This is a genomic window from Thermotoga sp. Mc24 (assembly GCF_000784835.1).
Taxonomy (GTDB): domain Bacteria; phylum Thermotogota; class Thermotogae; order Thermotogales; family Thermotogaceae; genus Thermotoga.
Window position 1 is genome coordinate 1 of sequence record NZ_JSFH01000006.1, and the last position, 24,245, is coordinate 24,245.

The window sequence follows — 24,245 nt, forward strand, 5'->3', positions numbered from 1 at the left end:
GATGAACTTCTTGCAGAAGGAAGGAAAGCGACCTTTACTTGCCTTGAACGCAGCAATAGAAGCGGCGAGGGCAGGGGAAGCTGGAAGGGGCTTTGCGGTTGTGGCAGACGAGATAAGGAAACTTGCAGAAGAGAGCCAGAAGGCGACAGAAGACATAGCGAAGATGCTGAGCAGCTTGAGGACGACGATAGAACACGTAGAGAACGGCTCGAAAGAGATGTTCGAAGGAGTGGACGAGATAGCGGTGATGGGAGAAGAAGTGACGAAGAGATTCAGGGAGATCCTTGGAAGGATAGAAGAGATCAACAGCATGATAGAGAACACAGCTGCCACTGCGCAGGAGCAGGGAGCGGCTGCAGAAGAAATGGCAAGCGCTATGGACAACGTCACAAAGATAGTCGAAGGAGTTGTGGAAAGTCTAAACAGAATGGAGTCTCTCATAGAAGATCAGACCGAATCTGCCGCAAAGGTCTCTCAGGCCGCTGAAAGACTGTCTGAGCTTTCTGAACAGCTCTCAACGCTCGTTCAGAAGTTCAAAGTGTGAGAAGGGAAATCAATAGAAAAAATCAGGCGGGGTTATCCCGCCTTTTTTTCTGGATGTTAAAATTTTCAGGGAGATCGAGTGGAGAGGTGTTCTGTTTTGAGAATAAAAAGACTTCCCGAGAGCCTCGTCAGAAAAATCGCCGCGGGTGAGGTGATTCACAATCCATCTTTCGTTCTGAAAGAGCTTGTAGAAAACAGTCTGGACGCGCAGGCCGACAGGATAGTTGTTGAGATAGAAAACGGTGGAAAGAACATGGTAAGAGTATCCGACAATGGAATCGGGATGACCAGAGAAGAGGCACTTCTGGCAATAGAACCTTACACGACGAGCAAGATAGAGAGCGAGGAAGATCTGCACAGGATCAGAACTTACGGTTTCAGAGGTGAAGCGCTTGCTTCGATTGTGCAGGTCAGCAGAACCAAGATCGTGACAAAAACGGAAAAAGACGCACTCGCAACACAGTTGATGATTGCTGGGGGGAAAGTGGAAGAAATCTCGGAAACCCACAGGGATACCGGCACCACCGTTGAGGTGAGAGATCTCTTCTTCAACCTACCCGTCCGGAGAAAATCTCTGAAGTCCTCTGCCATCGAGTTGAGAATGTGTCGTGAGATGTTTGAAAGATTCGTCCTTGTACGAAACGACGTTGATTTTGTATTCACCTCAGATGGAAAGATAGTCCATTCCTTTCCAAGAACACAGAACATCTTTGAAAGAGCTATCCTGATCCTTGAAGATCTGAGAAAAGGTTACATCACGTTCGAAGAGGAATTATCCGGCCTGAGGATAAAGGGAATAGTTTCATCCCGCGAGGTGACAAGATCCAGCAGAACGGGAGAGTATTTCTACGTGAACGGTCGTTTTGTGGTTTCCGAAGAACTCCACGAAGTACTCATGAAAGTTTACGATCTTCCAAAGAGAAGCTATCCCGTCGCGGTTCTTTTCATAGAGGTAAATCCGGAAGAACTCGACGTGAACATACACCCTTCGAAAATCGTGGTGAAATTTCTCAACGAAGAAAAGGTGAAAAAGAGTTTGGAAGAAACCCTCAAAAGAAATCTGGCACGGAAATGGTACAGGTCGGTTGCGTACGAAGAAATATCCTCCCATGCGCTGAGCGTAGCGGAATCACCTTCCTACAGATGGTTTTTGGTCAAGGGTAAGTACGCTGTCGTTGAAGTGGAAGATGGTTTGCTCTTTGTGGATCTTCATGCTCTCCACGAACGAACGATTTACGAAGAAATCCTTTCGAAAAAAAGCTGGAGGAAAAGACGGGTGAAAAGGAACATAACAGTTGTGCTATCAAGGGAAGAAAAACAAAAACTGGAAGAATACGGATTCTCCTTTCAAGGAGAAGAAGGAGCTTTGAAAGTCATTGAAATCCCTGAGTTCCTCACCGAAGACGTTGTGGAGGAATTTTTCAGGGACTTCCCAGTTGATGAAAAACTGAAGGAAAGAATAGCCCTTGCCGCTTGTAAACTTGCCACTAAATCCGGAGAATTCGACGAAGAGATCGCATCGAAACTGCTGGATGTCTTTTTCAAGAAGCGGTTTGAAAGATGTCCTCACGGAAGGCCGATTTCTTTCAAGATCAGCTATGAGGACATGGACCGATTTTTCGAGCGTTAACCCATTTTCACCACGTTGACGTCAGCGGTGAAAACCAGGCCATCGAAGTCTATGTTGTCGATTTCCTTCAAAAAAAGGTTTATTCTCTCTTCTTCATCGACGATCTCAAGAACGATAGGAAGATCCGGTGAAAGACTGAAAAAATCACTTCTGTGCATGTGTCTCTTGTGACCGAAACCCATGATACCTCTGTAGACAGTGACTCCTTTCATACCGAGTTCGTAAGCGCGCTTCACAAGATACTCGAAAAGAGGCTTTCCGCTGTGCTTGTCTTTTTCTCCGAGGTAGATCTTGAGAAGCTTCATACCTTCCCCCTCCCCAGAATCATTCCAAAGTAGGCGCATGTAAAAGCAAAGAGAAGATTGGCAAGAGCATAAGCGACTCCCCTTGCGGGACTCTCTTCGATGAGCGAGAGCGTTTCGTAAGTAAATGTGGAAAAAGTGGTGAAGGCTCCCAGGAGCCCCGTTCCGAAGAAAAGGATGGCTTCCTTAGAGAGAGGAACTTTCTCGATAGCGGCGAACATCAAAAACGAAAGAAAAAAAGAACCCACAGAGTTCACGATGATCGTGCCAAGTGGTATGTAAGAGAACGGCAGGAGTGAATTGATCGTACGGGAAACAAGGTATCTGAGAACGGCTCCAATCGCTCCTCCGAATGCAATTGTCAGGTAATCCAGCTCGATCATTCCTCGTATATCATCTTCACCGTCATACCACCATCGACGATGAAGTTCGTGCCTGTTATGAAACCTGCTTTTTCGTCGTCCACGAGAAAGACGCAGAGATGGGCAATATCTAAGGGATTTCCAACTCTTCCAGCCGGGTGCTGTTCGTGATCGATGGGTCTCAGATCGGGTTTTTTTCTCAGGGACTTCTTCTTCCATTCCGATGTTTCTATCCAGCCGGGGCTTATGCTCACCACTCTTATGTGATATCTGGAAAGACTCACGGCCAAGGAGTGCGTGAGTGCCACAAGGCCTCCTTTTGAAGCTGAGTAGGGTTCCGTGTCTGGTTCTGACTGAAATGCCCTTGTGCTTGCTATGTTTATGATCACTCCGCCACCGCGTTTTATCATTTCTTCCGCGCAGTATCGAGAACAGATGTAAGGCCCCGTGAGGTTCACCCTGATCACTCTCTCCCATTCTTCGAGAGGTCTTTCGAAGATGCTCTTCACGGACATGACGGCTGCGTTGTTCACCAGAACGTCTACCCCGCCGTATATTTCGACGGTTTTTCTCACCATGTTCTTCACGGAGTTTTCATCTGCAACGTCCGTTTTTACGAATGTGACATCCAGCCCTCTTTCTCTCAACATCTCTTCTCTTTCAACGCCCGCTTCTTCGTCTATCTCTGCTATGACTACCTTCATGCCGTTTTCCGCAAAAAGCTGAGCGATCGCGGCTCCGATTCCCTGACCTCCACCTGTAACGACTGCCACCTTGCCTTCGAGCATGCTAACACCCCACAGAAAAGGCGGGGTAACCCCCGCCCGTTTTATCTAATCGGTTTGTCCTTTGTAACCTCTTCCAGTGTGAGTAGTCTTTCCCATCTTCTGTCGACGTATTCCTGGAGTTCGTCTACGATTTCTTTTGCATCCGGTCTTGAAAGAAGTTTTCTGAACCTTCCCTGAGCCTTCAGGAATTCCTCCACAGGTTTGAACTGTCTCGGTTTTCTGGTGACTCTGTAAACTCCTCTTTCCACTTCGTACAAAGGCCAGTACTTCGTTTCTACGGCGAGTTTTGATATTTCTACTGTTTTATCGTCGTTCACTCTCCAGAACCTGACGCAAGGAGAGAAGACCGCAAGGAAAGAAGGTCCATCGAAGTTCAGCGCCTTTTCCACCTTGGCAAAGAAGTCCATGGGTTCAGAGAGCGATGCGGTAGCTGCGTAGACGTTCTCGTGAGCCGCTACGATCTCGACGATGTTCTTTTTCAGCTGGACCTTTCCAGGGAGCTTCTTTCCAACTGGAGCTGTCGTGGTATCCGAACCCGGGGGTGTGGATCCGGATCTCTGGTTTCCTGTGTTCATGTATCCCTCGTTGTCGTAGAGGACGTAGAGCACCTTGTGACCTCTTTCGAGCATCCCGGACAGTGACTGAAGACCGATATCGTACGTTCCACCGTCTCCACCAAAAGCAATGAAGGCGTATTTTTTGTCTTCTGGGATCTTTCCTTTGTTTTTCAGTGCTTTGTAAGCCGTTTCCACACCGCTCATCGTTGCTGCCACGTTTTCAAAGGCGTTGTGAATGTAAGGTACGCTCCAAGCGGTGTACGGATAGATGGAGGTAGAAACCTCCAGACAACCTGTTGCGAGTCCAACAACGGGTTCGTATCCGAGGTGTCTTGCGATCATCATCACGAACTTCACTGTGATGGGTGCTCCACAACCTGGACAGAGCCTGTGACCCTGTGTGATACCGATTTCTTTCTTATCGAACTCCTGTGCCAGCTGTTTTATGTTAACGGGCATTCCTCACACCTCCTTCACTCTCTGAGACCAAGATATCTCTGTTCATCTGCTATGAGGTTTCCGTTTATGGCATCTTCGAACGCTTTTCTGATGTGCTCTGGTTTGATGTCCCTTCCACCGAGACCGTAGACATAGGATCCAAGCATCGGCCTCGCTGCTACTTCGTAGAGCGCAGATTTCACTGCTTCGTAGAGAGGTGCTTCCGCTCCGAAGGAAACAGCTCTGTCGAGCACAACTACACTCTTTCTTCCGTTGAGGAGTTCCTGAAGCTGCTCCTTCGGGAACGGTCTGAACATCCAGATTTTCAAAGATCCAACTTTGTAGCCTTCTTCTCTCAGTTCATCAACCACGTACTTTATCGTGCTGTTTGTGGAGCCCAGTGCTACCATCACGTGCTCTGCATCTTCCATTCTGTACGGTTCGACAAACCAGTATTTCCTTCCAAACGTTTCTTCGAATTCTTTTGCGATTTCCGGGAACACCTTCTTTACGTTTTCCATGGCTTCAATCTGCTGTCTTTTGTGTTCGAAGTAGTAATCGTAAAGATCGAGAGGACCCCAGGTTACAGGGTGTTCAGTATCCAGAAGAGGATACATGGGTTTGAGCTCTCCAACGAACTTCTTCACGAGTTCATCGGGATAGAACTCAACGGGTTCCACTCCGTGAGAAAGGATGAACCCATCGAGGTTCACCATGACGGGAAGTCTCACATCTTCGTGTTCTGCCAGTCTCACAGCGAGAATGGTGAAATCGTAAGCCTCCTGATTAGTTTCCGCAAAGAGCTGAATCCATCCAGAATCCCTTTCTGCCATCGCGTCGCTGTGGTCACAGTGAATGTTTATAGGACCACTGAGCGCTCTGTTCACAACGGGCATCACAATGGGAAGTCTGTAGGAGGCAGCGATGTAAACTATTTCGTGCATCAGTGCGAGTCCATTTGCACTGGTTGCTGTCATCGCTCTTGCTCCCGCGGCAGCGGCTCCAACGACAGCGCTCATCGCACTGTGTTCACTTTCGACGGGAATCATTTCTGTCCTGACAACGCCGTCCGCGACGAACCTGGCGAAGTACTCCACAATAGGTGTCTGTGGAGTGATCGGGTACGCCGCAACGACATCGGGCTCTATCTGTCTCATCGCATTGGCAACGGCCTCAGCGCCGGTGACGGCCACTCTCTCGACGACCCTTTCCATCCTCATCCCTCCTCGCTCAGAAACTCAGTCTCAGGTCTCATCTCTATGGCCTGCTTTGGACATACGTTCGCACAGAGTCCGCATCCTTTACAGTAGTCGTAGTTGAAACCTTTCATTATTCCGCCTTCTTGGATGATCGCTTGATCTGGACAGTAGAGCCAGCAGAACATACAGTCTATACATTTCTCTTTGTGAAGAATAGGTCTCATCACACGCCAGGCACCTGTTTTGTATTCTCTTGCTGTTCCCGGTTTGTCGATGACTCCTCCAATGGGAATTTCCTTCCAGCTTTTAAGAGACATTCTCACACCTCCTCACTCTGAGCACTTTACTTCCTCATATCCACGTCTCAAAGCTCTCTTGTTCGCATCAATCACTTCCTGAGGGAATTTCTTTCCGAACATCTTCTCGATTCTCTTCTCTATCGCCTCGAGAGGCACAATACCTGTCACTCTGACCAGCGCTCCAAGCATCGGTGTGTTCGGTATTCCTCTCTTTATCTCCTGGAGAGCGATGTCTGTAGCATCCACCACGCATATCTTTCCGTTGAATCCTGTCTTTTTTCTGACGAATTCGAAATCCTTAACGGTGTTCACAAGGAGGATACCATCTTCTGAAAGGCCTTCTACAATGGCGGGAGAAAGTAGTGTTTCATCGATCACCACAACGACGTCCGGGTTTTCCACTGCAGATCTCACTCTGATGTACTCGTCACCAATCCTGTTGAAGGCCCTCATGGGAGCACCTGTTCTTTCTGCACCGTATTCTGGAAAAGCCTGAACGTATTTCCCGGCTTCCAGAGCGGCTTCTGCCAGCATCTGGGAAGCACTCTTCGCACCTTGCCCGGCTCTACCGTGCCATCGTATTTCAAAGTATTTCTTCGCAACGGGCATCCGATTGCACCTCCTCGACAACATGGATTTAACCCACGTTATTGTATCAGATACATAATGCATTTCATAATGGTATACTTAAACAATAAATTAAATCTTTAGATCCTTCAGTTTTCTCTGAGCGGTGATCACTGAGTTGATAACTCTGTTTATGGTCGTGAATCCTCCTGCAGTCTCTTCCAGAACCTTCGTTGCACTGTCGATTTCCGCACTCTTTTCTGAGAGTGACTCCTTCGAGGTATCGAGGGAGTTTCTGACCTCCTGAAGGAGCTTTACGTTGTTTTCCATGAAACGAACCATATTCTGGAGGGTTTTTCCAACTGTTTCAAACAGATTCGCCATGAACTCGAGGTTTTCAAGGGATCTTTGTGAAGATTCGAGGATTTCTCTGGCCTTCTCGACGATCTGCTTTGTCACTTCATTTGTTTCGTTTGATAGATTCTGAACCTCGTTTGCTACGATCATGAAGCCTTTTCCCGCTTCTCCGGCCCTCGCAGCCTCTATGGTGGCGTTCAAGGCGAGGATGTTGGTTTCCCTGGCGATTCTCATAATGTTCTGAATCAACTTTTCGATCGATCTTATGTTTTCAAGGGTCTCTCCTATCTGGGATGAAGCTTCTTTCACCCTTTCGATGATCTGATCTACATTTGTTCCGGATTTTTTCAACTCCTCCATGATGTTTTCGCTGATCTTCTCCATGTCTTGGATGACAGAGACGAGCTGATCACTTTTCGCTTGAAAATCTCCCACCAGTTTCTGAAACAGTCTGTTGAGATTCACAAACCTTTCTTTAACTTCCTCTATTCTGCGCTGCATTTTTCTCAGCTTTCTGGTCAGTGCTTCGTCCAGCTGGCTTGTGAAGGATATGATCGTGTTCTCTGCAAAGAACGCAGAAGTGAGTTTGTCCACAATTTCTCTTTCTCTCATAGAATCACCTCACAAAGAATAGAGATCGTCTATCAGATCAACACCGCATTTGAGATTTCTGAACCACTCGAGGAATTTCTTCACAGACTCTCCTCTGAACACAGCGCCGTGCTGAGGTGCGATCATATCTATCTTCTTATTTGAAACCATATCCACCCATTTCTTGCAGGCCGCATTGGAAGACATGTACCTTTTGTGGAAGGCCTCCATGAGCGGAAGATGTCTTTCGAAATCATCGACGTACCTGTACCTCTTTCCCTTTTCGAACACCGCGGCGCCTATATCTCCTGAGAAGAGGATCTTTGCCACCGGATCGTAGAGAACGAAATTCCCTGTAGAATGAAGGAAATGCGCCGGGAGTATCTCGAGCTCGTTACCACTCAGGAATTTTATCTTTGTTCCTTTGTCAGGGATCGGAACGATCCTTTTCTGATCGTAGATTCCAAAGTGTGGGAGAAACCTCACCCAGAGAGAGGATATGTATATCTTCGCGTTCTCACATATCGAAAGCCAAAGCAAAATCCCGGATGTGACATCTGGATCCTGATGCGTGTAGAATATGTGTTTTATGCTGGAAAGATCAACCACTTCCGCTACGTTGGACATCACCCTGGGAAAGACGTGGGCTCCGCCCGGGTCCAGGAGAATCCCTTCGTTTCCATCGAGGATCAGATACTGGTTCGTCTGAACGATCTCTTCTTCTTTCTCTTCCCATCCCAGAAACAGGAATTTGTGCTGACCGTTGTCGAAGAGGATTTCGTTTTCAAACATGTTGCTCCCTCCTGATTTCAAACGATTTCAAGAATTAATCCCCATTTGATTCTATCACTACATGCAACACTTTGTGACTGTTTCTTTTCTTTTCATCATATGACAGTGAGAGGTGTTATAATCGACTATGGTGAATGTGAAAAAAATATCAGATAAAAATTGTGAAAAAAATCCCGATAAATTCCGATCAGGAGGTGGCGGTTTTGGTCAAGTCGAAAGAAGAACTCTTCAAAGAGCTGGAGAATTTCATAGAAGAAAATGGGTACGAGGGAAAGAAGGATGCACTCATACAGGTGCTTCACAAGGCACAGGAACTCTTCGGATATCTTCCCGCGGATGTTCTCGAGTACATCTCAGACAAACTCGACGTTCCTCTCTCGAAGGTTTATGGAGTGGTCACCTTCTACAACTTCTTCTCTACAAAGCCAAAGGGAAAACATCAGATCAAGGTTTGTCTCGGTACCGCGTGTTACGTGAAGGGTGCGGACAGAATCTTCGAAAGATTCCTCGAAGAACTCAAGGTGAATCCGGATGAACCCACCAGTGATGGTATGTTCTCCGTTCATGGTGTGAGATGTCTTGGAGCGTGCAGCATGGCACCGGTTGTCATGGTGGATGAAGACGATTTTTACGGCAGAGTAACTCCCGATATGGTGCCTCAGATCATCAGTAAGTACAAGCGGGAGGGATGAGGATGGCCAAGGTGAAGAGTCTGGAGGAGCTCATGAAGATAAAGGAACAGGCTCTGAAGGATCTCCAGCTGAGGGGCGAAACAGGTAAAAGAGGGAAGATAACTGTTGCGATGGGTACGTGTGGAATAGCGGCGGGTGCCAAAGAGACTCTGAAGGCGATCGTTGAAGCCCTCAATGAATACAACATAAACGATATAGCGGTTGTTCAGTCGGGTTGCATGGGACTCTGCGAGGTGGAACCCACCGTTGAAGTGAGGCTCGAAGGTCAGGAGCCAGTCATATACGGAAGGGTCACTCCGGAAAACGCAAAGAGAATCGTGAAGATGCACATACTCGAAGGAAGGGTCGTCGAAGATCTGGTGGTCAAAAGAGGAGAAGCCTGACTCTGGAGGTGAAGGAAAGTGCCGCTCACAACGAACACGATCCTTATCTGTGCAGGTGGAGCGTGTATTTCCGCCGGCGAAAAGAGTGTCAAAGATGCCTTCGAAGAAGAATTGAGAAAGTACGGCCTCGATGAAGTTGTCAGGGTGATAGAGACCGGTTGTATGGGAGCGTGTACTCTGGGGCCGATCGCCGTGATCTACCCGGAAGGTGTGTTTTACCAGAAGCTCACGCCAGATGCGGCAAGAGAGATCGTTGAAGAACACATTTTGAAGGGAAGGATCGTGGAGAAGTACCTTTACAAAGCTCCCGAAGGAAAACCTGTTCCAAGGGTCCATGAGGAAGTGCCTTTCTTCAAGAAACAGGTCAGGATCGTCACAAGGAATCTCGGTGTCATAGATCCCACGAAGATAGAGGAGTACATCGCAAGAGACGGATACTTTGCCCTTGCAAAGGCTCTTCAGATGAAACCGGAAGACGTGATAAGGGAGATAAAGGACAGCGGACTCAGAGGAAGAGGAGGAGCGGGTTTTCCAACAGGGCTCAAGTGGGAACTCGCGGCAAAGCAAAAGGCCGAGAAGAAATTCGTTGTCTGTAACGCGGACGAAGGAGATCCGGGTGCTTTCATGGACAGATCGGTTCTTGAAGGAGATCCACACGCCGTCATAGAGGGAATGGCAATAGCCGCCTACGCGATAGGTGCTCAGAAGGGGTTCGTTTATGTCAGGGCGGAGTATCCTCTCGCCATCGAAAGGCTCAACATCGCACTGAATCAGGCAAGAGAGTACGGTTTTCTTGGAGAAAACATAATGGGAACGGATTTTTCCTTCGATATAGAGATCAGAATCGGTGCGGGTGCGTTCGTTTGTGGTGAGGAAACCGCGTTGATGGCCTCCATAGAGGGTGAGAGAGGCCAGCCGAGGGTGAAGCCTCCCTATCCCGTTGAGAAGGGACTCTGGGGATACCCCACAGTGATCAACAACGTTGAAACACTTGCGAACGTACCCTGGATCATCAGAAACGGTGCGAAAGAGTTCAGAAAATACGGGACGGAGAACTCTCCGGGGACGAAAGTGTTCGCTCTCGCTGGTAAAGTGAAGAACACAGGTCTTGTGGAAGTTCCCATGGGAATCACACTCAGAGAGCTCATATACGAGATTGGAGGAGGAATAGCCGGAGACAAAAAGCTGAAAGCCATCCAGACTGGGGGACCGAGTGGAGGATGTATCCCCGCTGAGTATGTGAACACTCCTGTTGATTTCGAATCCCTCCAGAAACTCGGTGCAATCATGGGTTCTGGTGGAATGATAGTGATGGACGAAGACGACTGTATGGTTGACGTCGCAAGGTTCTTCCTCGAGTTCACCGTGGAAGAATCCTGTGGAAAATGTACGCCCTGTAGAGAAGGAACGAAGAAGATGCTCGAAATCCTGGAGAAGATCACTTCCGGCGAGGGAACAGAGGAGGACATAGAAGAGCTCGAAAAGCTGGCGCATGTGGTAAAGGACACTTCCCTCTGTGGACTTGGTCAAACCGCACCGAATCCTGTTCTTTCCACACTCAGATACTTCAGAGACGAGTATCTGGCGCATGTCAGAGAGAAGAAGTGTCCATCCAAGAAGTGTAAAGCGTTGATCAGCTATGTGATTGATCCTGAAAAATGTGTTGGATGTACCGCGTGTGCGAGAGTCTGTCCTGTTCAGTGTATAAGCGGTCAGGTGAGGCAGCCTCACGTGATAGATCAGGCGGAGTGTGTCAGGTGTGGTAGCTGTATCGAAGTCTGTAGGTTTGGAGCTATAAGTAAGGTTACTCCAGCCCTGCCGGTGGAGGAGGCGGTAGAATGATAGGCCCAAGGGATCTTCTGAATATAGCTTTGAGGATCGAATCAACCGGTTACTCTTATTACAAGAATCTCGCGGAGAAAACGGAGGGGGAAACGAAGGCACTCTTTGAACGGCTGGCGGAACAAGAGAGGGACCACTCCAGAAAGTTCAAGGAGATCCTAGAAAAATACGAGCAGGATCTTAACCCATCCGATGAGGTGCTCGGCTATCTCGAAGCTCTCGCAGAGATCTCTATCTTTCCCAAACTCGAAGAAATTCCCCCTGATGATCTGAGAGAAGCCGTGAGAAGGGCCATCGAAGTGGAAAAAGATTCCATAGTCTTTTACAGCGAAATATTGAGCTACGTACCGGAGAAAGAACCCGTTCAGGCGATCATCGATGAGGAGAAAAAGCATCTGAGGGACCTTCTGAGACTGGAAGTGTGAAGATACCCCGCCGGACGGCGGGGTTTTTGTTCAAATCATTCCACCTCTGCCAGAACGCTGACGGGTCCACCGTCCAGCCCCTTGAATCTCAAAGGAAGAGCGATCACACGTTTTATCTTCTTTCCAGCGACAAGTTCTAAATTCACATCTTCGAATATGATGATGGGTCTTTTGCTGCTGAATTTCTTCGACAAAAGCCATCTGTGCGCGGGGTAGTTTTCTTTTTCACCCAACACGATGGGATCGGCACTGAGAAAATCGAGCATGACCGCTTTGAGAGAGGGGACAGATTCCCTCAGAAAACGAGCCAACTCTTTTGAAATGCCGGGGAACATGTACCTGTAGGTTGCAGGATCTGTTCTTCTCAACTTCGCAAAACCCGATCTGAACATGAGAAGATCCACACCATTCAGATCCAGTTCTTCGATATCTTCGATGGTGAAGAGTTCCATTGGTTTCTTCTCCCTGTCCACGAGCAGGGGTTTTTCAAAAATGAAGTATTCAAGAGGTATCTGATCCAATGTCCAGCCCTCTTCACAAAAATGGTAAGGGGCGTCCACGTGTGTGCCTGTGTGCGAGAAATGATGAATCATCGTCGTGTTGGCGGCATCTCCCCGCTCTATTCTGCTTGTCGGCTCAAAATAGTCCGGCGGGTTGTCTGGGTAGGTCAACATTCTCTCTTCTATAGGGTAAGATAATTCTATGAACATGTCTGTCACTTCCTTTCTGGGGGAGGTATCAATATGGAGTTTCTCTTTTACAGTTTACCAGAGGAGGTTGTCAGAGAAGAAACGCTGGGGAACTTTTCAGTCGCCTTGAAATTGATCGACGACTTTCTGAAAAAAGACCTCCCTTCACTTCAGCGTGAAAGACTCATCTACGAAAAAGAAAGAATCGAAAGACTTCTCGAGGATTATCCCTTCACCGAAAAAGAAGCGTTGAAGAAGATGATGGAGATGTTTGGAGGTTTCTCGGAGGAAGAGTTTCAGTACCTCATGAACGAAGGAGCGCTCGACTACATCGTCGTGGAAGGTGAGAAGAGATTCGAAAGGCGTTTCTTCCATAACCTTGCCTTCGCCAGGCCGGAGTACAGAGAAAGACTCAGGAAAGATGAAAAAAGCGAGAAAGCAAAGAAAATTCTTCACGAACGACTGGAACGTCTCACAAAGGGTGAGAATCCGAAAAAGTACAGAGTAAGAGCGAGAATAACTTTGAAACTGAAGGAAACGTCTTCCAGGCACCGGGTATGGCTTCCATTTCCCAAGGAAGGGCTTCAGATCGAAGGTGTGAAACTTCTAAAAACAAGCCACGAAAGTTACTACATTTCACCGAACGATGCTCCGCAAAGAACCATCTATTTCGAAAGCGAAGACAGCACCTTTTTCGTGGAATTCGAGTACACTATTAGGGAGTGGGTGAACCACGTTGATCCTGAAAGGGTTTCAGAGAAGAACACAGGGCTTGAAGAGTTCTTAAAAGAAGAACCTCCACACATCGTTTTCACTCCGAAACTCAGGTGGTTAACACAAACAGTGGTAGGCGACGAGATAAACCCATACCTCAAAGCGAAAAGAATATACGACTGGATCACATTTAACGTGAGGTACTCCTACGTGAAACCGTACGCCCTGTACGAAAACATAACAGATTTTGTGGTGAACAATTTGAAAGGTGATTGCGGTTTTCAGGCGCTTCTTTTCATCACTATGTGCAGGATCGCTGGTGTTCCCGCAAGGTGGCAATCTGGATGGTACATAAACCCGGTCTTCGGTTCTCCCCACGACTGGGCACTTTTTTACGTGGAACCCTACGGGTGGCTTCCTGCGGATCTTTCCTTTGGTGGTGCAAGAAGGGACAACGAACCTTTCAGGAAGTTCTACTTTGGAAACCTGGATGGCTTCAGAATGGTGGCAAACGATGGTTTCATGAAAGATTTCGATCCGAAAACTCGTTTTGTGAGAAACGACCCCACAGACAACCAAGTTGGAGAAGCGGAGAGCGAAGAGAAACGTCTACCGTTCGAAAGTAGTATAGAAGTGATTGGTTTCGAGGAGGTGTGAAAAATGTCGAAGATCGTGGACGTGAAGCTTTCTCTCAAGAGATACGAATACGAAAAGCCGTTTCACATAACTGGGAGCATATCTTCCGAGAGCAGAAATGTCGAGGTTGAGATCGTTCTGGAAAGCGGCGTTAGGGGGTACGGAGAGGCGTCCCCTTCTTTTAGAGTGAACGGTGAAAGGGTGGAAGCGCTCCTTGTGATAGAGAACGTTGTGAAAGAGATGATCGCAGGCATCGATGTGCGAAACTATGCCAGAATCTTTGAAGTCACGGACAAGCTCTTCGGATTTCCGAGTTTGAAAGCAGCCGTTCAGTTTGCTACGCTGGACGCTCTCTCTCAGGAGCTTGGAACACAGGTCTGTTATCTCCTCGGAGGAAAAAGAGATGAGATAGAGACGGACAAAACAGTTGGAATAGACACCATCGAAAACCGTGTGAGTGAGGCAAAGAAAATATTCGAAGAGGGTTTCAGAGTGATCAAGATCAAGGTTGGAGAGAACCTGAAGGAAGACATCGAAGCTATGGAAGAGATAGCAAGGGTCACTCGAGGAGCAAAGTACATAGTTGACGCGAACATGGGCTACACACCGAAAGAAGCGGTGGAATTCGTGCGGGCAGTATATCAGAAGGGAATAGACATCGCTGTGTACGAACAGCCTGTGAGGAGGGAAGACATTGAAGGCTTGAAGTTCGTGAGGTTCCACTCACCGTTTCCCGTTGCGGCGGACGAATCCGTGAGAACGAAGTTCGATTTGATGAGGCTCGTGAAGGAAGAGGCGGTTGATTACGTGAACATAAAACTCATGAAGTCTGGAATTTCCGACGCTCTTGCCATAGTGAAAATAGCAGAATCGGCTGGTTTGAAGCTCATGATCGGATGCATGGGAGAATCCTCCCTCGGGATAAACCAGAGTGTTCACTTTGCACTCGGAACAGGGGCTTTTGAGTTTCATGACCTCGATAGTCACCTAATGCTGAAGGAAGAAATCTTCAGAGGAAAATTCATCCAGGATGGTCCGAGAATGAGGGTGAAAGAGTAATGACGGTTCAGCAGTTCATAAAGAAACTCGTGAAACTTGTAGAACTCGAAAGAAACGCGGAAATAAACGCAATGCTCGACGAGATGAAGCGACTCTCGGGAGAGGAAAGAGAGAAAAAGGGTCGTGCCGTTCTGGGCCTCACAGGAAAGTTCATAGGAGAAGAACTTGGATACTTCCTTGTGAGATTTGGAAGAAGAAAGAAGATAGACACGGAGATTGCTGTGGGTGATCTTGTTCTCATGAGCAAAGGAAATCCTCTCAAAAGTGATTACACAGGAACAGTGGTGGAAAAGGGAGAACGTTTCATCACGGTAGCAGTTGATAGACTTCCATCGTGGAAGCTCAAAAATGTGAGGATAGATCTCTTTGCAAGTGACATCACGTTTAGGAGACAGATAGAGAACTTGATGACGCTTTCTCCAGAAGGGAAAAGAGCCCTTGAGTTTCTCCTTGGAAGAAAAAAGCCTGAAGAATCGTTTGAAGAGGAGTTCACTTCTTTCGATGAGGGTTTGAACGAAAGTCAGAGAGAAGCGGTTTCTCTCGCTCTTGGAAGTTCCGATTTCTTTCTCATACACGGCCCCTTCGGGACGGGGAAGACCAGAACACTCGTGGAGTACATAAGACAGGAAGCGGCACGTGGAAAGAAGATTCTGGTCACAACGGAGAGCAATCTTGCTGTGGATAACCTCGTGGAGAGGCTCTGGGGAGAGGTGTCTCTGGTAAGAATTGGCCATCCTTCGCGCGTGTCTTCTCATCTGAAGGAGTCCACACTCGCACATCAGATCGAAACGGACGATGAGTACGAGAAAGTAAAAAAGATGAAGGAAGAACTCACAAAGTTGATCGAAAAAAGGGACAGTTTCACAAAACCTTCACCGCAGTGGAGAAGGGGGCTCAGCGACAAGAAGATCCTGGAGTACGCGGAGAAAAACTGGAGTGCCAGGGGAGTTTCTAAGGAAAAGATAAAAGAGATGGCAGAGTGGATAAAGTTGAATAATCAGATTCAAGATATTAGAGAACTCATAGAACGCAAAGAGGAAATAATAGCGAACAGGATAGTACGGGAAGCACAGGTTGTGCTTTCTACCAATTCGTCCGCAGCTCTGGAAATAGTATCGGGAATTGTTTTCGATGTGGTAGTTGTTGACGAAGCTTCTCAGGCAACCATTCCAAGCATTCTCATCCCCATATCGAAAGGCAAAAAGTTCGTCCTCGCTGGGGATCACAAACAGCTTCCTCCCACGATACTCTCAGAAGACGCGAAGGACCTTTCGAGAACACTGTTTGAAGAACTCATAAATCGATACCCCGAGAAGTCTTCTCTTCTCGATACCCAGTACAGAATGAACGAACTCTTGATGGAATTCCCGAGTGAAGAATTTTACGATGGAAAACTGAAGGCAGCCGAGGAAGTCAAAAACATAACACTCTTTGACCTTGGAGTAGAGATACCGAACTTTGGAAAGTTTTGGGATGTCGTTCTCTCTCCAAAAAACGTTCTGGTCTTCATAGACACGAAAAACAGACCCGACAGATTCGAAAAGCAAAGGAAAGACTCTCCCTCGAGGGAAAATCCGCTGGAAGCACAAATCGTGAAAGAGATTGTGGAAAAACTTCTTTCCATGGGAGTGAAAGAGGATTGGATCGGGATTATCACTCCCTACGATGATCAGGTGAATCTCATAAGAGAGCTGATCGAAGAAGAGGTGGAAGTACACAGTGTAGACGGTTTCCAAGGAAGGGAAAAAGAGGTCGTCATCATTTCGTTTGTTCGCTCGAACAAAAACGGTGAAATAGGGTTCCTCGAAGATTTGAGAAGGTTAAACGTTTCGCTCACACGAGCAAAAAGAAAGCTGATAGCGACGGGAGATTCGAGCACACTTTCTGTTCATCCAACTTACAGAAAATTCGTGGAATTTGTGAAAAAGAAAGGAACCTATGTGATCTTTTGACCTGAAGCATATAACAAAAAACATTCCCCACTCACGTGGGGATTTTTCCATTTATGTTTCCATACCTCTAAGGAAGTATTGAAACGCTCGTAGCCTACCATCGCTCTTGCTTCGTTCGGTGGTTTCCATACCTCTAAGGAAGTATTGAAACATTGTATATACTGACAAAGGAGTTTTCTATGTTAAGTTTCCATACCTCTAAGGAAGTATTGAAACTGTGGTTTTCCCCACTCCTCGTCGGCCCGTGAGATAGTTTCCATACCTCTAAGGAAGTATTGAAACAAGGACAGGCAACTTCCTTCTGTCGACGTTCACCAGTTTCCATACCTCTAAGGAAGTATTGAAACTCAAACAGAACAATGAAAGCAAGGTATAGATGTGAAGTTTCCATACCTCTAAGGAAGTATTGAAACCAAGGTATATTTTCAGGATACACTGAACTTTTTCGGGTTTCCATACCTCTAAGGAAGTATTGAAACACGTTGCGTTGAAGCAGGCGCACTATATGGTTATTTTGTTTCCATACCTCTAAGGAAGTATTGAAACTCGGAAGTCGATTTATGTCCTTTGGGCTCTGTCAGAGTTTCCATACCTCTAAGGAAGTATTGAAACAAAAGGAGAAGATCAAGAAGAAAAAGAAGGTGAGAGGAGTTTCCATACCTCTAAGGAAGTATTGAAACCTTATTCACGAAGATAATCATGAACTCGCTTTATGGGTTTCCATACCTCTAAGGAAGTATTGAAACTGATATTCCTCTCGTATATTGTCTGGGTCGGGGTTTCGTTTCCATACCTCTAAGGAAGTATTGAAACTGCAATATGCTTTTCTAAAGCTAACAGACGAGGGCTGTTTCCATACCTCTAAGGAAGTATTGAAACCTGAGCGCTCTCGCTTGAAAACAGTGGTTGCGGGAGGTTTCCATACCTCTAAGGAAGTATTGAAACAAAATTGTCTGCGTAATAGTCTGTGCTCTTGCGGGCGCGTTTCCATACCTCTAAGGAAGTATTGAAACTCCTGTACTGGACATACCACCATTCGAAATCTTCGTCGTTTCCATACCTCTAAGGAAGTATTGAAACGGGAGAAGGGTATCCCATCGACGACGATATCAAGATCGCGTTTCCATACCTCTAAGGAAGTATTGAAACATGCACCACCCCTACATCCAAACTGCAGGTGCTCGATCATCTTGTTTCCATACCTCTAAGGAAGTATTGAAACGGTTTTGACAGTTTTCATGCCGAAACAGGAAATTAGTTTCCATACCTCTAAGGAAGTATTGAAACATCTAACGGAGCGTATGAAACTGCTAAAAATCCTGCGTTTCCATACCTCTAAGGAAGTATTGAAACGGCTCGTATCCGACCATTTCTCTCGCTTCGTTCGGTGTTTCCATACCTCTAAGGAAGTATTGAAACCAACAGTTTTGCTGTGGCTGTTTTCTCCTTCACAAGTTTCCATACCTCTAAGGAAGTATTGAAACGAGAAGAAGTTCAGAGAGATAGTGCTTGAGGAATGTTTCCATACCTCTAAGGAAGTATTGAAACTGTCTAAGAGCTTGTGCTGTTCCTCTGTCAATTTTGGTTTCCATACCTCTAAGGAAGTATTGAAACGAAGCGGTCACGAACGCAATCGAAGGACTCGTGCGTGTTTCCATACCTCTAAGGAAGTATTGAAACAAACGGATGAAGAAGCGATAAGAGTAGCGTATGCTGTTTCCATACCTCTAAGGAAGTATTGAAACTCTTTCGCAGACAACGAGTGACAATCTACAGTCGTTGTTTCCATACCTCTAAGGAAGTATTGAAACCCATTGAGTTCAGAATAAATTATACCACAAACACAAACTGAAAGCAAGATGTTTTTTGAACTTCCATATACTCATTTTCCATAAACGATTCTAACACACAAGGGGGTGTTTTCAAGAACTGTTTGGAAAAATGGAATAATTGCATAGTCAAACAGAGAGAGAATTCAAGGCAAAAACAAAAGATTAATTATATCAACCTACGTCAGGGCATTTTGGGGTGTTTTGGGCAAAAATCGATTAGTTCCATATTTCACAAATAGATGAAAAAAGTTTTCCCTCAAAGAGTTAGAAGTTAACTGCAAGATGTATGAATTTCTGCTACTTACACATCATCATTCATAACAAATTCTCTTCATATTGTTTCGTCTTATCATTCATTATTCCCTTTTTAACGCATAGCTTCCGGTACCACAAACCCGCATGAAATTTTTCGTTACCGGTAATTGCATACTCTGTATCGACCTTCTGATGCTAAATACACACACCACCCACTTTGTGAATGATTGGAACTATCTTGGTTTGTATGCATAAAAGTTATTTAGTAAATATAAATAATTTTCACACTAATTTTTTAATATCAAAAACAAAGAGGCGGAATTGCTCCGCCTCAGTCTGAACTCCTTGGACTAATCCAGTTACTCCCTCACGTACCTCTGCGAATCGTCGTACTCTTCTATTTTCCCGTTCAGAACATTCTGTATGTACTCAATAACGGCATCTGACATAAGATATCCTGTGTCGTATCCCTCCCACTCTTTGAGCATGACGTAGCCGTCTCCACCACCTGCCATGTAGTTGTTCGTGACCACTTTGTATTTTCTTTCTGGATCGAACGGTTCTCCGTTCACGAGGACTTCCACAACTTTTCCGTCTTTGCTCTTCCATGTGAGGCCGGAAACCTGGAGGAACGCACCTTTGCCTTCTGAAATGGTAGCAGCGTACTCGAGCACTTTCATGATCTGTTCCCCGGTGAGCTCCAGCACGTAGAGGGTGTTTCCGAACGGGAGAACTGTCAATATATCTCTCACAGTGATCTTTCCAGGTTTTATAGAGGCTCTTATGCCTCCACCGTTTGTGAAGGCGATATCCGCTCCCACTTTCCACCTCATGGCGTCCGCTATGAGGTTGGCAAGATTCGTACTTTTCGATCTGACGTGTTCTCTTTCACCATCGAGGTAGATCTTTGTCTCTCCTATGACGGTATCGAGTTTTTCATCTCCCACTTTCTTGAAATATTCGAGAGCCTTTGCAACGTATCTGTTCTCGAGGTATGGTTTTCCAAGGTATCTGTACTTTTCGTTTTCGTACACCTTCAAATTGACGGGTATCGCTTCCCAGTGCCATGCCACGATCTTTCCGTCTTCGATGTCCAGATCGAGTCTTCCAACGTACTTTCCATAATCTCCAGCCGAGGCTATTATCTTTCCTTCCACGACGTCGGACCCAAGAACGTGGCTGTGTCCAGCTATAACAACGTCTATTCCTTCAACTCCTGCCAACTGGTGTGTCGTGGTGATTCCTTCTTTCTTCGGCTCTCCCCAGTCGAGGTGTGCAAGAGCGATAACAATATCTGCCTGTTTTTTCAGTTCGGGTGCTATTTCTCGGGCCACTTTCAGGGCGTTTTCAAACTTCAGACCTTCGAGGTAGAGAGGTTCCAGAATCTCCGTTTCTTCTGTGGTGAAACCGATGATGGCGACTTTCAATTCACCGAGATTTTCGATGATGTAGGGTTTGAAGAACGGGTTACCATCTTCTTTCACTATGTTCGCTGAAAGGAACGGAAAATCTGCGAATTTCATCTGTTTTTCGAGAACTTCCCTTGGATTGTCGAACTCGTGATTTCCAACGGCCATGGCTTTGAGTCCTATCATGTTGAATCCAACAATGTCGGGTATAGCATCCTGAAGGTCGGACTCTGGAACACCTGTGTTCAAATCTCCTGCGTGGAGAAAGATCACATGCCCACCCTGACTCTCGACTTCCCTTCTCACCTCTTCTACGATCGTGGCGATGGCTGCAAGGCCTCCAATTCCGGGATTACGATACTCATCGAATGCCCAGGCGTGACCGTGCGTGTCGTTGACGTGAAGGATGGTGAGTCTCACACCAAGAAGCAAAACGGTTATCAGTAGAGCCAGAAGGATCACCAGGAACTTTCTCATAATATCACCCCCTTCGAAGATTTTAACTCTAATGTGCTAACATATTGTGAGATTCTGTTAAGGAGGTTTCACTCGTGACGGTGGATCCATCTCACACGATTCCCGTGAGTGTAACAGGTACGTTTTGTTCACTCAACTGTCCCCACTGTGGAGCACACTATTTGAGCCATATGATCTCCGTGGATGAAATTCCAGCCTTTGTGAATAAAGGCTACAGAAGCTTTCTGATAAGCGGCGGAATGCTTCCAGATGGTTCCATTCCGTTTGAGAAACATTACGAACGTTTGAAAGAGCTGAAAGAAGCCCACGGTCTTCTTTACAACTTTCACGTGGGGTTTCAAAAGTCCAAGGTTGCAAAGGAGCTGGCTGACGTCGTTTCTATGGATTTCTTCGGTGATGAAACCGTTTTGAAAAGCATATACGGACTCACATTGACTCCACAGGAAATTTTAGATATCGCTCACTTTTATGAGAACGTGGTGTTTCACATCACAGTTGGAATAATGGGTGGAAAGATCACCCACGAAGAAAGAGCACTTGAGATCCTCTCTCAGGAAACAGACACCGTTGTTTTGAACGTGTTCATCCCAACTCCCGGAACAAGGTTTGGAAAGTCTCATCCACTCGATTTTCAGGAGGTCGTGAGGATTTTTGAAAAGGCAAGAAATCTGTTCAAAAGAGTGATCCTCGGCTGTATGCAGCCGAGGGGGGAATACAGAAAGAAGCTTCAAAGCGAGTTGAAAGATCTTGTGGATGTCATCACAAAACCCGTTGGTGGGACAGGCGAGTTCAAAGGATGCTGTGCCTTCATTGACCGAGGGTGAAAGTGACCTTTCCCGGTCCCATGTCAAACGTTTGTCCGAGCGCCAGAACGGTCGCGAGTTCAACCGGAAGGCCGTTTCTTACGATCTTTTCCACGGTTGTTTTCACATCGTATTCGACACGCAATATTTCAAAGCTGATCGTGCCGTTTTCAACATCGACGATCATGTAAGAGGCCCTCGGATCACCATCTTTCGGTCTTCCGGTGCTTCCTGGGTTCAGAACGAGCTTTCCCATAACCCATTTCACCATAGGAAGGTGAGTGTGTCCGTTCACAACAACGTCCTCTTCAACCGATTCTACGATCCTTTTCAGCCTGTCTGGAGGAGTGTTTGGTTTTACGTACTCGAGGAGTTCGTTCAGAGGACTTCCATGAACGAGCAAGAATTTGACACCTTCGACTTCGAAACTCAACTTTTTTGGAAGACTTCTCAAAAATTCTCTGGTTTTCTCAGAGGTGTTTTCGATCGACCACTTGAGAGAGATGTCCCCGACTTCTGTCTCCCTTCCGGGTGCGTAAGAACAACCGCAGCTCTCTCTGGAATAGCCAACGGCATCGTCGTAATTTCCCATAATCGTTTTGATGTTTCGTTCCATTATTGTCTGCACAACAGCCTCAGGATCGGGTCCGTAGCCAACCAGATCTCCAAGGCAGAATACTTCATCGACACCTTTGTTCTCTATGTCCTCCAGAACGGCCTTCAACGCTTCGAGATTTCCATGAACATCTCCAAAGAAGGCAAGCCTCATTTTATCACCCTTAACTATTATAATGCATGTTCTTTTAAGTCTTCTTTAAGAACTGTAAGGTTCTTTCAAGTCTTTTCAGTGTTCTTTCTTTTCCCAACACTTCTATGGTTTCGAAAAGACCAGGCGTTACTAACTTTCCGGTAACTGCTCCTCTGATGATCTGAAAGACCACTTTTTTCGATGACAAGACCGTTTCGGAAAGATTTCTCAATATTTTTTCTATCTCTTCCATGTTCCAGCTGTTGAGATTTTCGAAGGCTTTTTTCGCTTCTTCGAGTACCTTCTCGGCTTCTTCTCTCTTCAAGAACTTTTCCACATAGTCCTTCTCGTACTCGTAATCATCGCTCATGAATGGATACATGATGTCGTGCAGCTGAGAGAGTGTGTTCACCTTTTCCCGGCATATACGTAGAGTTTCTATGAAATATCTTTCATCCAGAGGGGGAATTTTCTTTCCCACGTACTTTGCCCATTCGATGAATTCTTTCTTCAGATCTTCGAGATCGATCTTTCTCATGTGTTTCCCGTTCACCCATTCGAGTTTCTGATAATCGAAGATAACCCCCTTGTTTGAGATATCCTTTGGATCGAATGACTGAAGTTTCTCTTCTATTGTGAAGATCTCGTCTTCTTCCATTCTCCAGCCAAGAAGTGCGAGATAGTTCATCAAAGCCCTGCTCAAAATGCCCTCCCTTCTGAAGTGTTCAACAGAAGTGGCACCGTGCCTTTTGCTCAGAGGTGTTCGATCCGGTCCCAGTATCAGTGGAATGTGCATGAACACAGGGACTTCCCATCCAAAAGCCTCATATATCATGAGCTGTTTTGGAGTGTTCGAAAGGTGATCTTCACCACGAAACACATGGGAAATTCTCATGAGATGATCGTCCACCACGACCGCGAAGTTGTAGGTTGGGAAACCGTTCGACTTCATGATGATGAAATCTTCTATGGTGGAGTTGTCGAATTCCATGTAGCCTTTCAAAAGATCGTTGAAAGAGGTTTTTCCAGGAAGCACTTTGAACTTTACGGTGACGGGATGGCCTTTCTCTTTGTATTCGTCTGGATACTCGTAAGTTGTGAAGAGTTCTCTGGTAGGATCTTCTTTGTCGTAAACCACGTAATAGGCCCTTCTATTTTCCACCAATTCCTCAGCGTATTCTTGGTAGATTTCGAGTCTCTCGCTCTGTCGGTAAGGGCCGAAGTCTCCCCCTACATCAGGTCCTTCGTCCCAATTGAGACCGCACCACTTCAGAGATTCCAGAATTTGCTGTTCATATTCTCTTGAACTTCTCTCGAGGTCGGTATCTTCTATTCGAAGGATGAACTTTCCACCCTCTTTTCTTGCGAACATCCAGTTGAAAAGAGCTGTTCTTGCTCCACCAACGTGGAGATGACCCGTTGGGCTGGGAGCGAACCTGACTCTTACCAATTCGAAGCACCTCCTGATTTTTTTGATCCGACTTTTAATATATCAAAAAAAGCCCCGGTGATAAACACCGGGGCCTGGATTCGGTTTCGACCTCTATTATCTAACAGGTCTCACGTTGACAGCCTGAGGTCCTTTGGTACCTTTCTGGATTTCGAACTCGACTGTTTCGTTTTCCCTGAGGGTCTTGAAACCATCCATCTGGATCGCTGACCAGTGAACGAAGATGTCTTCTCCGTTCTCCATGGTGATGAAACCGTAGCCTTTCTTAGAGTCGAACCACTTAACCGTACCTCTCATGAAGAAATCACTCCTTCTTAAAAATCTTTCCGCTCAAGGCGGTACTTCCTAAGTGTACACCCCGGATACGACTTTGTCAAAAATCTTTTTTTCTTCATCATGAAAGGGTTACGATGTTTTGAAATCTTAGTGTTATTCTGAAGACACATTAATTTAA

Annotated in this window: 24 protein-coding genes and 1 CRISPR repeat array; of the genes, 10 read left to right on the forward strand and 14 right to left on the reverse strand. The window is 46.3% G+C overall.

Features of this window, described 5'->3' with window-relative positions; genetic code table 11:
• On the forward strand, positions 1 to 544 hold a 544-nt coding region (locus tag MC24_RS02085; RefSeq protein ID WP_038052122.1), incomplete at its 5' end, for a methyl-accepting chemotaxis protein.
• Positions 545 to 640: 96 nt separating this feature from the next.
• The gene (mutL, locus tag MC24_RS02090; protein ID WP_193325877.1) at positions 641 to 2,173 is read left to right on the forward strand and encodes a DNA mismatch repair endonuclease MutL; all 1,533 of its coding nucleotides are present in this window, start codon (positions 641 to 643) and stop codon (positions 2,171 to 2,173) included.
• Here mutL and MC24_RS02095 read toward each other — a convergent pair.
• The 9 genes from MC24_RS02095 to MC24_RS02135 form a co-directional block, all read right to left on the reverse strand.
• Positions 2,170 to 2,478 (reverse strand): DUF190 domain-containing protein, encoded by a 309-nt coding sequence (locus MC24_RS02095; RefSeq protein ID WP_004082468.1) that lies wholly within the window; start codon positions 2,476 to 2,478, stop codon positions 2,170 to 2,172. The genes mutL and MC24_RS02095 overlap by 4 nt on opposite strands.
• Entirely contained in the window at positions 2,475 to 2,858 is a 384-nt protein-coding gene (crcB, locus tag MC24_RS02100; RefSeq protein ID WP_004082466.1) for a fluoride efflux transporter CrcB, read from the reverse strand. Before crcB ends, MC24_RS02095 begins: the two co-directional genes overlap by 4 nt.
• Positions 2,855 to 3,625, reverse strand: a complete 771-nt coding sequence (locus MC24_RS02105) for a glucose 1-dehydrogenase (protein WP_038052124.1) — start codon at positions 3,623 to 3,625, stop codon at positions 2,855 to 2,857. The genes crcB and MC24_RS02105 overlap by 4 nt, the downstream gene beginning before the upstream one ends.
• A 41-nt stretch (positions 3,626 to 3,666) precedes the next feature.
• Complete coding sequence (locus tag MC24_RS02110) at positions 3,667 to 4,641, reverse strand: thiamine pyrophosphate-dependent enzyme (RefSeq protein WP_004082462.1); 975 nt, start codon at positions 4,639 to 4,641, stop codon at positions 3,667 to 3,669.
• A gap of 14 nt (positions 4,642 to 4,655) precedes the next feature.
• The gene (gene porA, locus MC24_RS02115) at positions 4,656 to 5,834 is read right to left on the reverse strand and encodes a pyruvate synthase subunit PorA (RefSeq protein WP_004082460.1); all 1,179 of its coding nucleotides are present in this window, start codon (positions 5,832 to 5,834) and stop codon (positions 4,656 to 4,658) included.
• A 2-nt stretch (positions 5,835 to 5,836) separates the two neighbouring features.
• The gene (gene porD / locus MC24_RS02120) at positions 5,837 to 6,136 is read right to left on the reverse strand and encodes a pyruvate synthase subunit PorD (RefSeq protein ID WP_004082458.1); all 300 of its coding nucleotides are present in this window, start codon (positions 6,134 to 6,136) and stop codon (positions 5,837 to 5,839) included.
• A 12-nt stretch (positions 6,137 to 6,148) separates the two neighbouring features.
• On the reverse strand, positions 6,149 to 6,727 hold the full coding sequence (gene porC / locus MC24_RS02125) for a pyruvate synthase subunit PorC (RefSeq protein ID WP_004082456.1): 579 nt from the start codon (positions 6,725 to 6,727) through the stop codon (positions 6,149 to 6,151).
• A gap of 90 nt (positions 6,728 to 6,817) precedes the next feature.
• Complete coding sequence (locus tag MC24_RS02130; protein ID WP_038052126.1) at positions 6,818 to 7,654, reverse strand: methyl-accepting chemotaxis protein; 837 nt, start codon at positions 7,652 to 7,654, stop codon at positions 6,818 to 6,820.
• A gap of 9 nt (positions 7,655 to 7,663) precedes the next feature.
• Positions 7,664 to 8,425, reverse strand: coding sequence for an MBL fold metallo-hydrolase (locus tag MC24_RS02135; RefSeq protein ID WP_038052128.1), 762 nt, complete (start codon positions 8,423 to 8,425; stop codon positions 7,664 to 7,666).
• A 203-nt stretch (positions 8,426 to 8,628) separates the two neighbouring features.
• Between MC24_RS02135 and MC24_RS02140 the strand changes: the two genes are divergently transcribed.
• The 4 genes from MC24_RS02140 to MC24_RS02155 are packed head-to-tail and all read left to right on the forward strand — an operon-like array spanning position 8,629 to position 11,767.
• Positions 8,629 to 9,117, forward strand: coding sequence for an NADH-quinone oxidoreductase subunit NuoE family protein (locus MC24_RS02140; RefSeq protein ID WP_004082449.1), 489 nt, complete (start codon positions 8,629 to 8,631; stop codon positions 9,115 to 9,117).
• A gap of 2 nt (positions 9,118 to 9,119) precedes the next feature.
• The gene (locus tag MC24_RS02145; protein WP_004082448.1) at positions 9,120 to 9,500 is read left to right on the forward strand and encodes a (2Fe-2S) ferredoxin domain-containing protein; all 381 of its coding nucleotides are present in this window, start codon (positions 9,120 to 9,122) and stop codon (positions 9,498 to 9,500) included.
• Positions 9,501 to 9,518: 18 nt separating this feature from the next.
• On the forward strand, positions 9,519 to 11,342 hold the full coding sequence (nuoF, locus tag MC24_RS02150; protein ID WP_008194235.1) for an NADH-quinone oxidoreductase subunit NuoF: 1,824 nt from the start codon (positions 9,519 to 9,521) through the stop codon (positions 11,340 to 11,342).
• On the forward strand, positions 11,339 to 11,767 hold the full coding sequence (locus tag MC24_RS02155) for a ferritin-like domain-containing protein (protein ID WP_008194237.1): 429 nt from the start codon (positions 11,339 to 11,341) through the stop codon (positions 11,765 to 11,767). The genes nuoF and MC24_RS02155 overlap by 4 nt, the downstream gene beginning before the upstream one ends.
• 35 nt (positions 11,768 to 11,802) lie before the next feature.
• On the opposite strand, the gene MC24_RS02160 is transcribed toward MC24_RS02155, so the two are convergent.
• Positions 11,803 to 12,477 carry a cyclase family protein gene (locus MC24_RS02160; RefSeq protein ID WP_038052130.1) on the reverse strand — a complete coding sequence of 225 codons (675 nt, stop codon included), beginning with the start codon at positions 12,475 to 12,477 and terminating at the stop codon, positions 11,803 to 11,805.
• 33 nt (positions 12,478 to 12,510) lie between these two features.
• Between MC24_RS02160 and MC24_RS02165 the strand changes: the two genes are divergently transcribed.
• The 3 genes from MC24_RS02165 to MC24_RS02175 are packed head-to-tail and all read left to right on the forward strand — an operon-like array spanning position 12,511 to position 16,817.
• Complete coding sequence (locus MC24_RS02165; RefSeq protein WP_038052132.1) at positions 12,511 to 13,827, forward strand: transglutaminase-like domain-containing protein; 1,317 nt, start codon at positions 12,511 to 12,513, stop codon at positions 13,825 to 13,827.
• A 3-nt stretch (positions 13,828 to 13,830) separates the two neighbouring features.
• Positions 13,831 to 14,865, forward strand: a complete 1,035-nt coding sequence (locus tag MC24_RS02170; protein ID WP_038052133.1) for an L-Ala-D/L-Glu epimerase — start codon at positions 13,831 to 13,833, stop codon at positions 14,863 to 14,865.
• Positions 14,865 to 16,817: an IGHMBP2 family helicase gene (locus MC24_RS02175; protein WP_038052135.1), complete on the forward strand. Its 1,953-nt coding sequence runs from the start codon at positions 14,865 to 14,867 to the stop codon at positions 16,815 to 16,817. Before MC24_RS02170 ends, MC24_RS02175 begins: the two co-directional genes overlap by 1 nt.
• A 55-nt stretch (positions 16,818 to 16,872) precedes the next feature.
• Positions 16,873 to 18,628: a CRISPR direct-repeat array (repeat unit 30 nt; unit sequence GTTTCCATACCTCTAAGGAAGTATTGAAAC).
• 635 nt (positions 18,629 to 19,263) lie between these two features.
• On the opposite strand, the gene MC24_RS02180 is transcribed toward MC24_RS02175, so the two are convergent.
• Positions 19,264 to 20,790 (reverse strand): bifunctional UDP-sugar hydrolase/5'-nucleotidase, encoded by a 1,527-nt coding sequence (locus MC24_RS02180; protein WP_038052137.1) that lies wholly within the window; start codon positions 20,788 to 20,790, stop codon positions 19,264 to 19,266.
• 74 nt (positions 20,791 to 20,864) lie between these two features.
• Between MC24_RS02180 and MC24_RS02185 the strand changes: the two genes are divergently transcribed.
• The gene (locus tag MC24_RS02185; protein ID WP_038052143.1) at positions 20,865 to 21,614 is read left to right on the forward strand and encodes a radical SAM protein; all 750 of its coding nucleotides are present in this window, start codon (positions 20,865 to 20,867) and stop codon (positions 21,612 to 21,614) included.
• On the opposite strand, the gene MC24_RS02190 is transcribed toward MC24_RS02185, so the two are convergent.
• From MC24_RS02190 to MC24_RS02200, 3 genes are all read right to left on the reverse strand, one after another.
• Complete coding sequence (locus MC24_RS02190; protein ID WP_038052145.1) at positions 21,598 to 22,362, reverse strand: metallophosphoesterase family protein; 765 nt, start codon at positions 22,360 to 22,362, stop codon at positions 21,598 to 21,600. The two genes, MC24_RS02185 and MC24_RS02190, sit on opposite strands and share 17 nt — an antisense overlap.
• A 34-nt stretch (positions 22,363 to 22,396) precedes the next feature.
• On the reverse strand, positions 22,397 to 23,791 hold the full coding sequence (gene gltX, locus MC24_RS02195) for a glutamate--tRNA ligase (RefSeq protein WP_038052147.1): 1,395 nt from the start codon (positions 23,789 to 23,791) through the stop codon (positions 22,397 to 22,399).
• 96 nt (positions 23,792 to 23,887) lie between these two features.
• Positions 23,888 to 24,088: a cold shock domain-containing protein gene (locus tag MC24_RS02200; protein ID WP_038052149.1), complete on the reverse strand. Its 201-nt coding sequence runs from the start codon at positions 24,086 to 24,088 to the stop codon at positions 23,888 to 23,890.
• Between the last annotated feature and the right edge of the window lie 157 nt (positions 24,089 to 24,245).

Excerpts from the sequence above, each read along its gene's own strand:
- MC24_RS02095 (WP_004082468.1), bottom strand. The coding sequence starts at position 2,478 with ATGAAGCTTCTCAAGATCTACCTCGGAGAAAAAGACAAGCACAGCGGA.
- crcB (WP_004082466.1), bottom strand. The coding sequence starts at position 2,858 with ATGATCGAGCTGGATTACCTGACAATTGCATTCGGAGGAGCGATTGGA.
- MC24_RS02105 (WP_038052124.1), bottom strand. The coding sequence starts at position 3,625 with ATGCTCGAAGGCAAGGTGGCAGTCGTTACAGGTGGAGGTCAGGGAATC.
- MC24_RS02110 (WP_004082462.1), bottom strand. The coding sequence starts at position 4,641 with ATGCCCGTTAACATAAAACAGCTGGCACAGGAGTTCGATAAGAAAGAA.
- porA (WP_004082460.1), bottom strand. The coding sequence starts at position 5,834 with ATGGAAAGGGTCGTCGAGAGAGTGGCCGTCACCGGCGCTGAGGCCGTT.
- porD (WP_004082458.1), bottom strand. The coding sequence starts at position 6,136 with ATGTCTCTTAAAAGCTGGAAGGAAATTCCCATTGGAGGAGTCATCGAC.
- porC (WP_004082456.1), bottom strand. The coding sequence starts at position 6,727 with ATGCCCGTTGCGAAGAAATACTTTGAAATACGATGGCACGGTAGAGCC.
- MC24_RS02130 (WP_038052126.1), bottom strand. The coding sequence starts at position 7,654 with ATGAGAGAAAGAGAAATTGTGGACAAACTCACTTCTGCGTTCTTTGCA.
- MC24_RS02135 (WP_038052128.1), bottom strand. The coding sequence starts at position 8,425 with ATGTTTGAAAACGAAATCCTCTTCGACAACGGTCAGCACAAATTCCTG.
- MC24_RS02145 (WP_004082448.1), top strand. The coding sequence starts at position 9,120 with ATGGCCAAGGTGAAGAGTCTGGAGGAGCTCATGAAGATAAAGGAACAG.
- MC24_RS02155 (WP_008194237.1), top strand. The coding sequence starts at position 11,339 with ATGATAGGCCCAAGGGATCTTCTGAATATAGCTTTGAGGATCGAATCA.
- MC24_RS02160 (WP_038052130.1), bottom strand. The coding sequence starts at position 12,477 with ATGTTCATAGAATTATCTTACCCTATAGAAGAGAGAATGTTGACCTAC.
- MC24_RS02165 (WP_038052132.1), top strand. The coding sequence starts at position 12,511 with ATGGAGTTTCTCTTTTACAGTTTACCAGAGGAGGTTGTCAGAGAAGAA.
- MC24_RS02170 (WP_038052133.1), top strand. The coding sequence starts at position 13,831 with ATGTCGAAGATCGTGGACGTGAAGCTTTCTCTCAAGAGATACGAATAC.
- MC24_RS02175 (WP_038052135.1), top strand. The coding sequence starts at position 14,865 with ATGACGGTTCAGCAGTTCATAAAGAAACTCGTGAAACTTGTAGAACTC.
- MC24_RS02180 (WP_038052137.1), bottom strand. The coding sequence starts at position 20,790 with ATGAGAAAGTTCCTGGTGATCCTTCTGGCTCTACTGATAACCGTTTTG.
- MC24_RS02190 (WP_038052145.1), bottom strand. The coding sequence starts at position 22,362 with ATGAGGCTTGCCTTCTTTGGAGATGTTCATGGAAATCTCGAAGCGTTG.
- MC24_RS02200 (WP_038052149.1), bottom strand. The coding sequence starts at position 24,088 with ATGAGAGGTACGGTTAAGTGGTTCGACTCTAAGAAAGGCTACGGTTTC.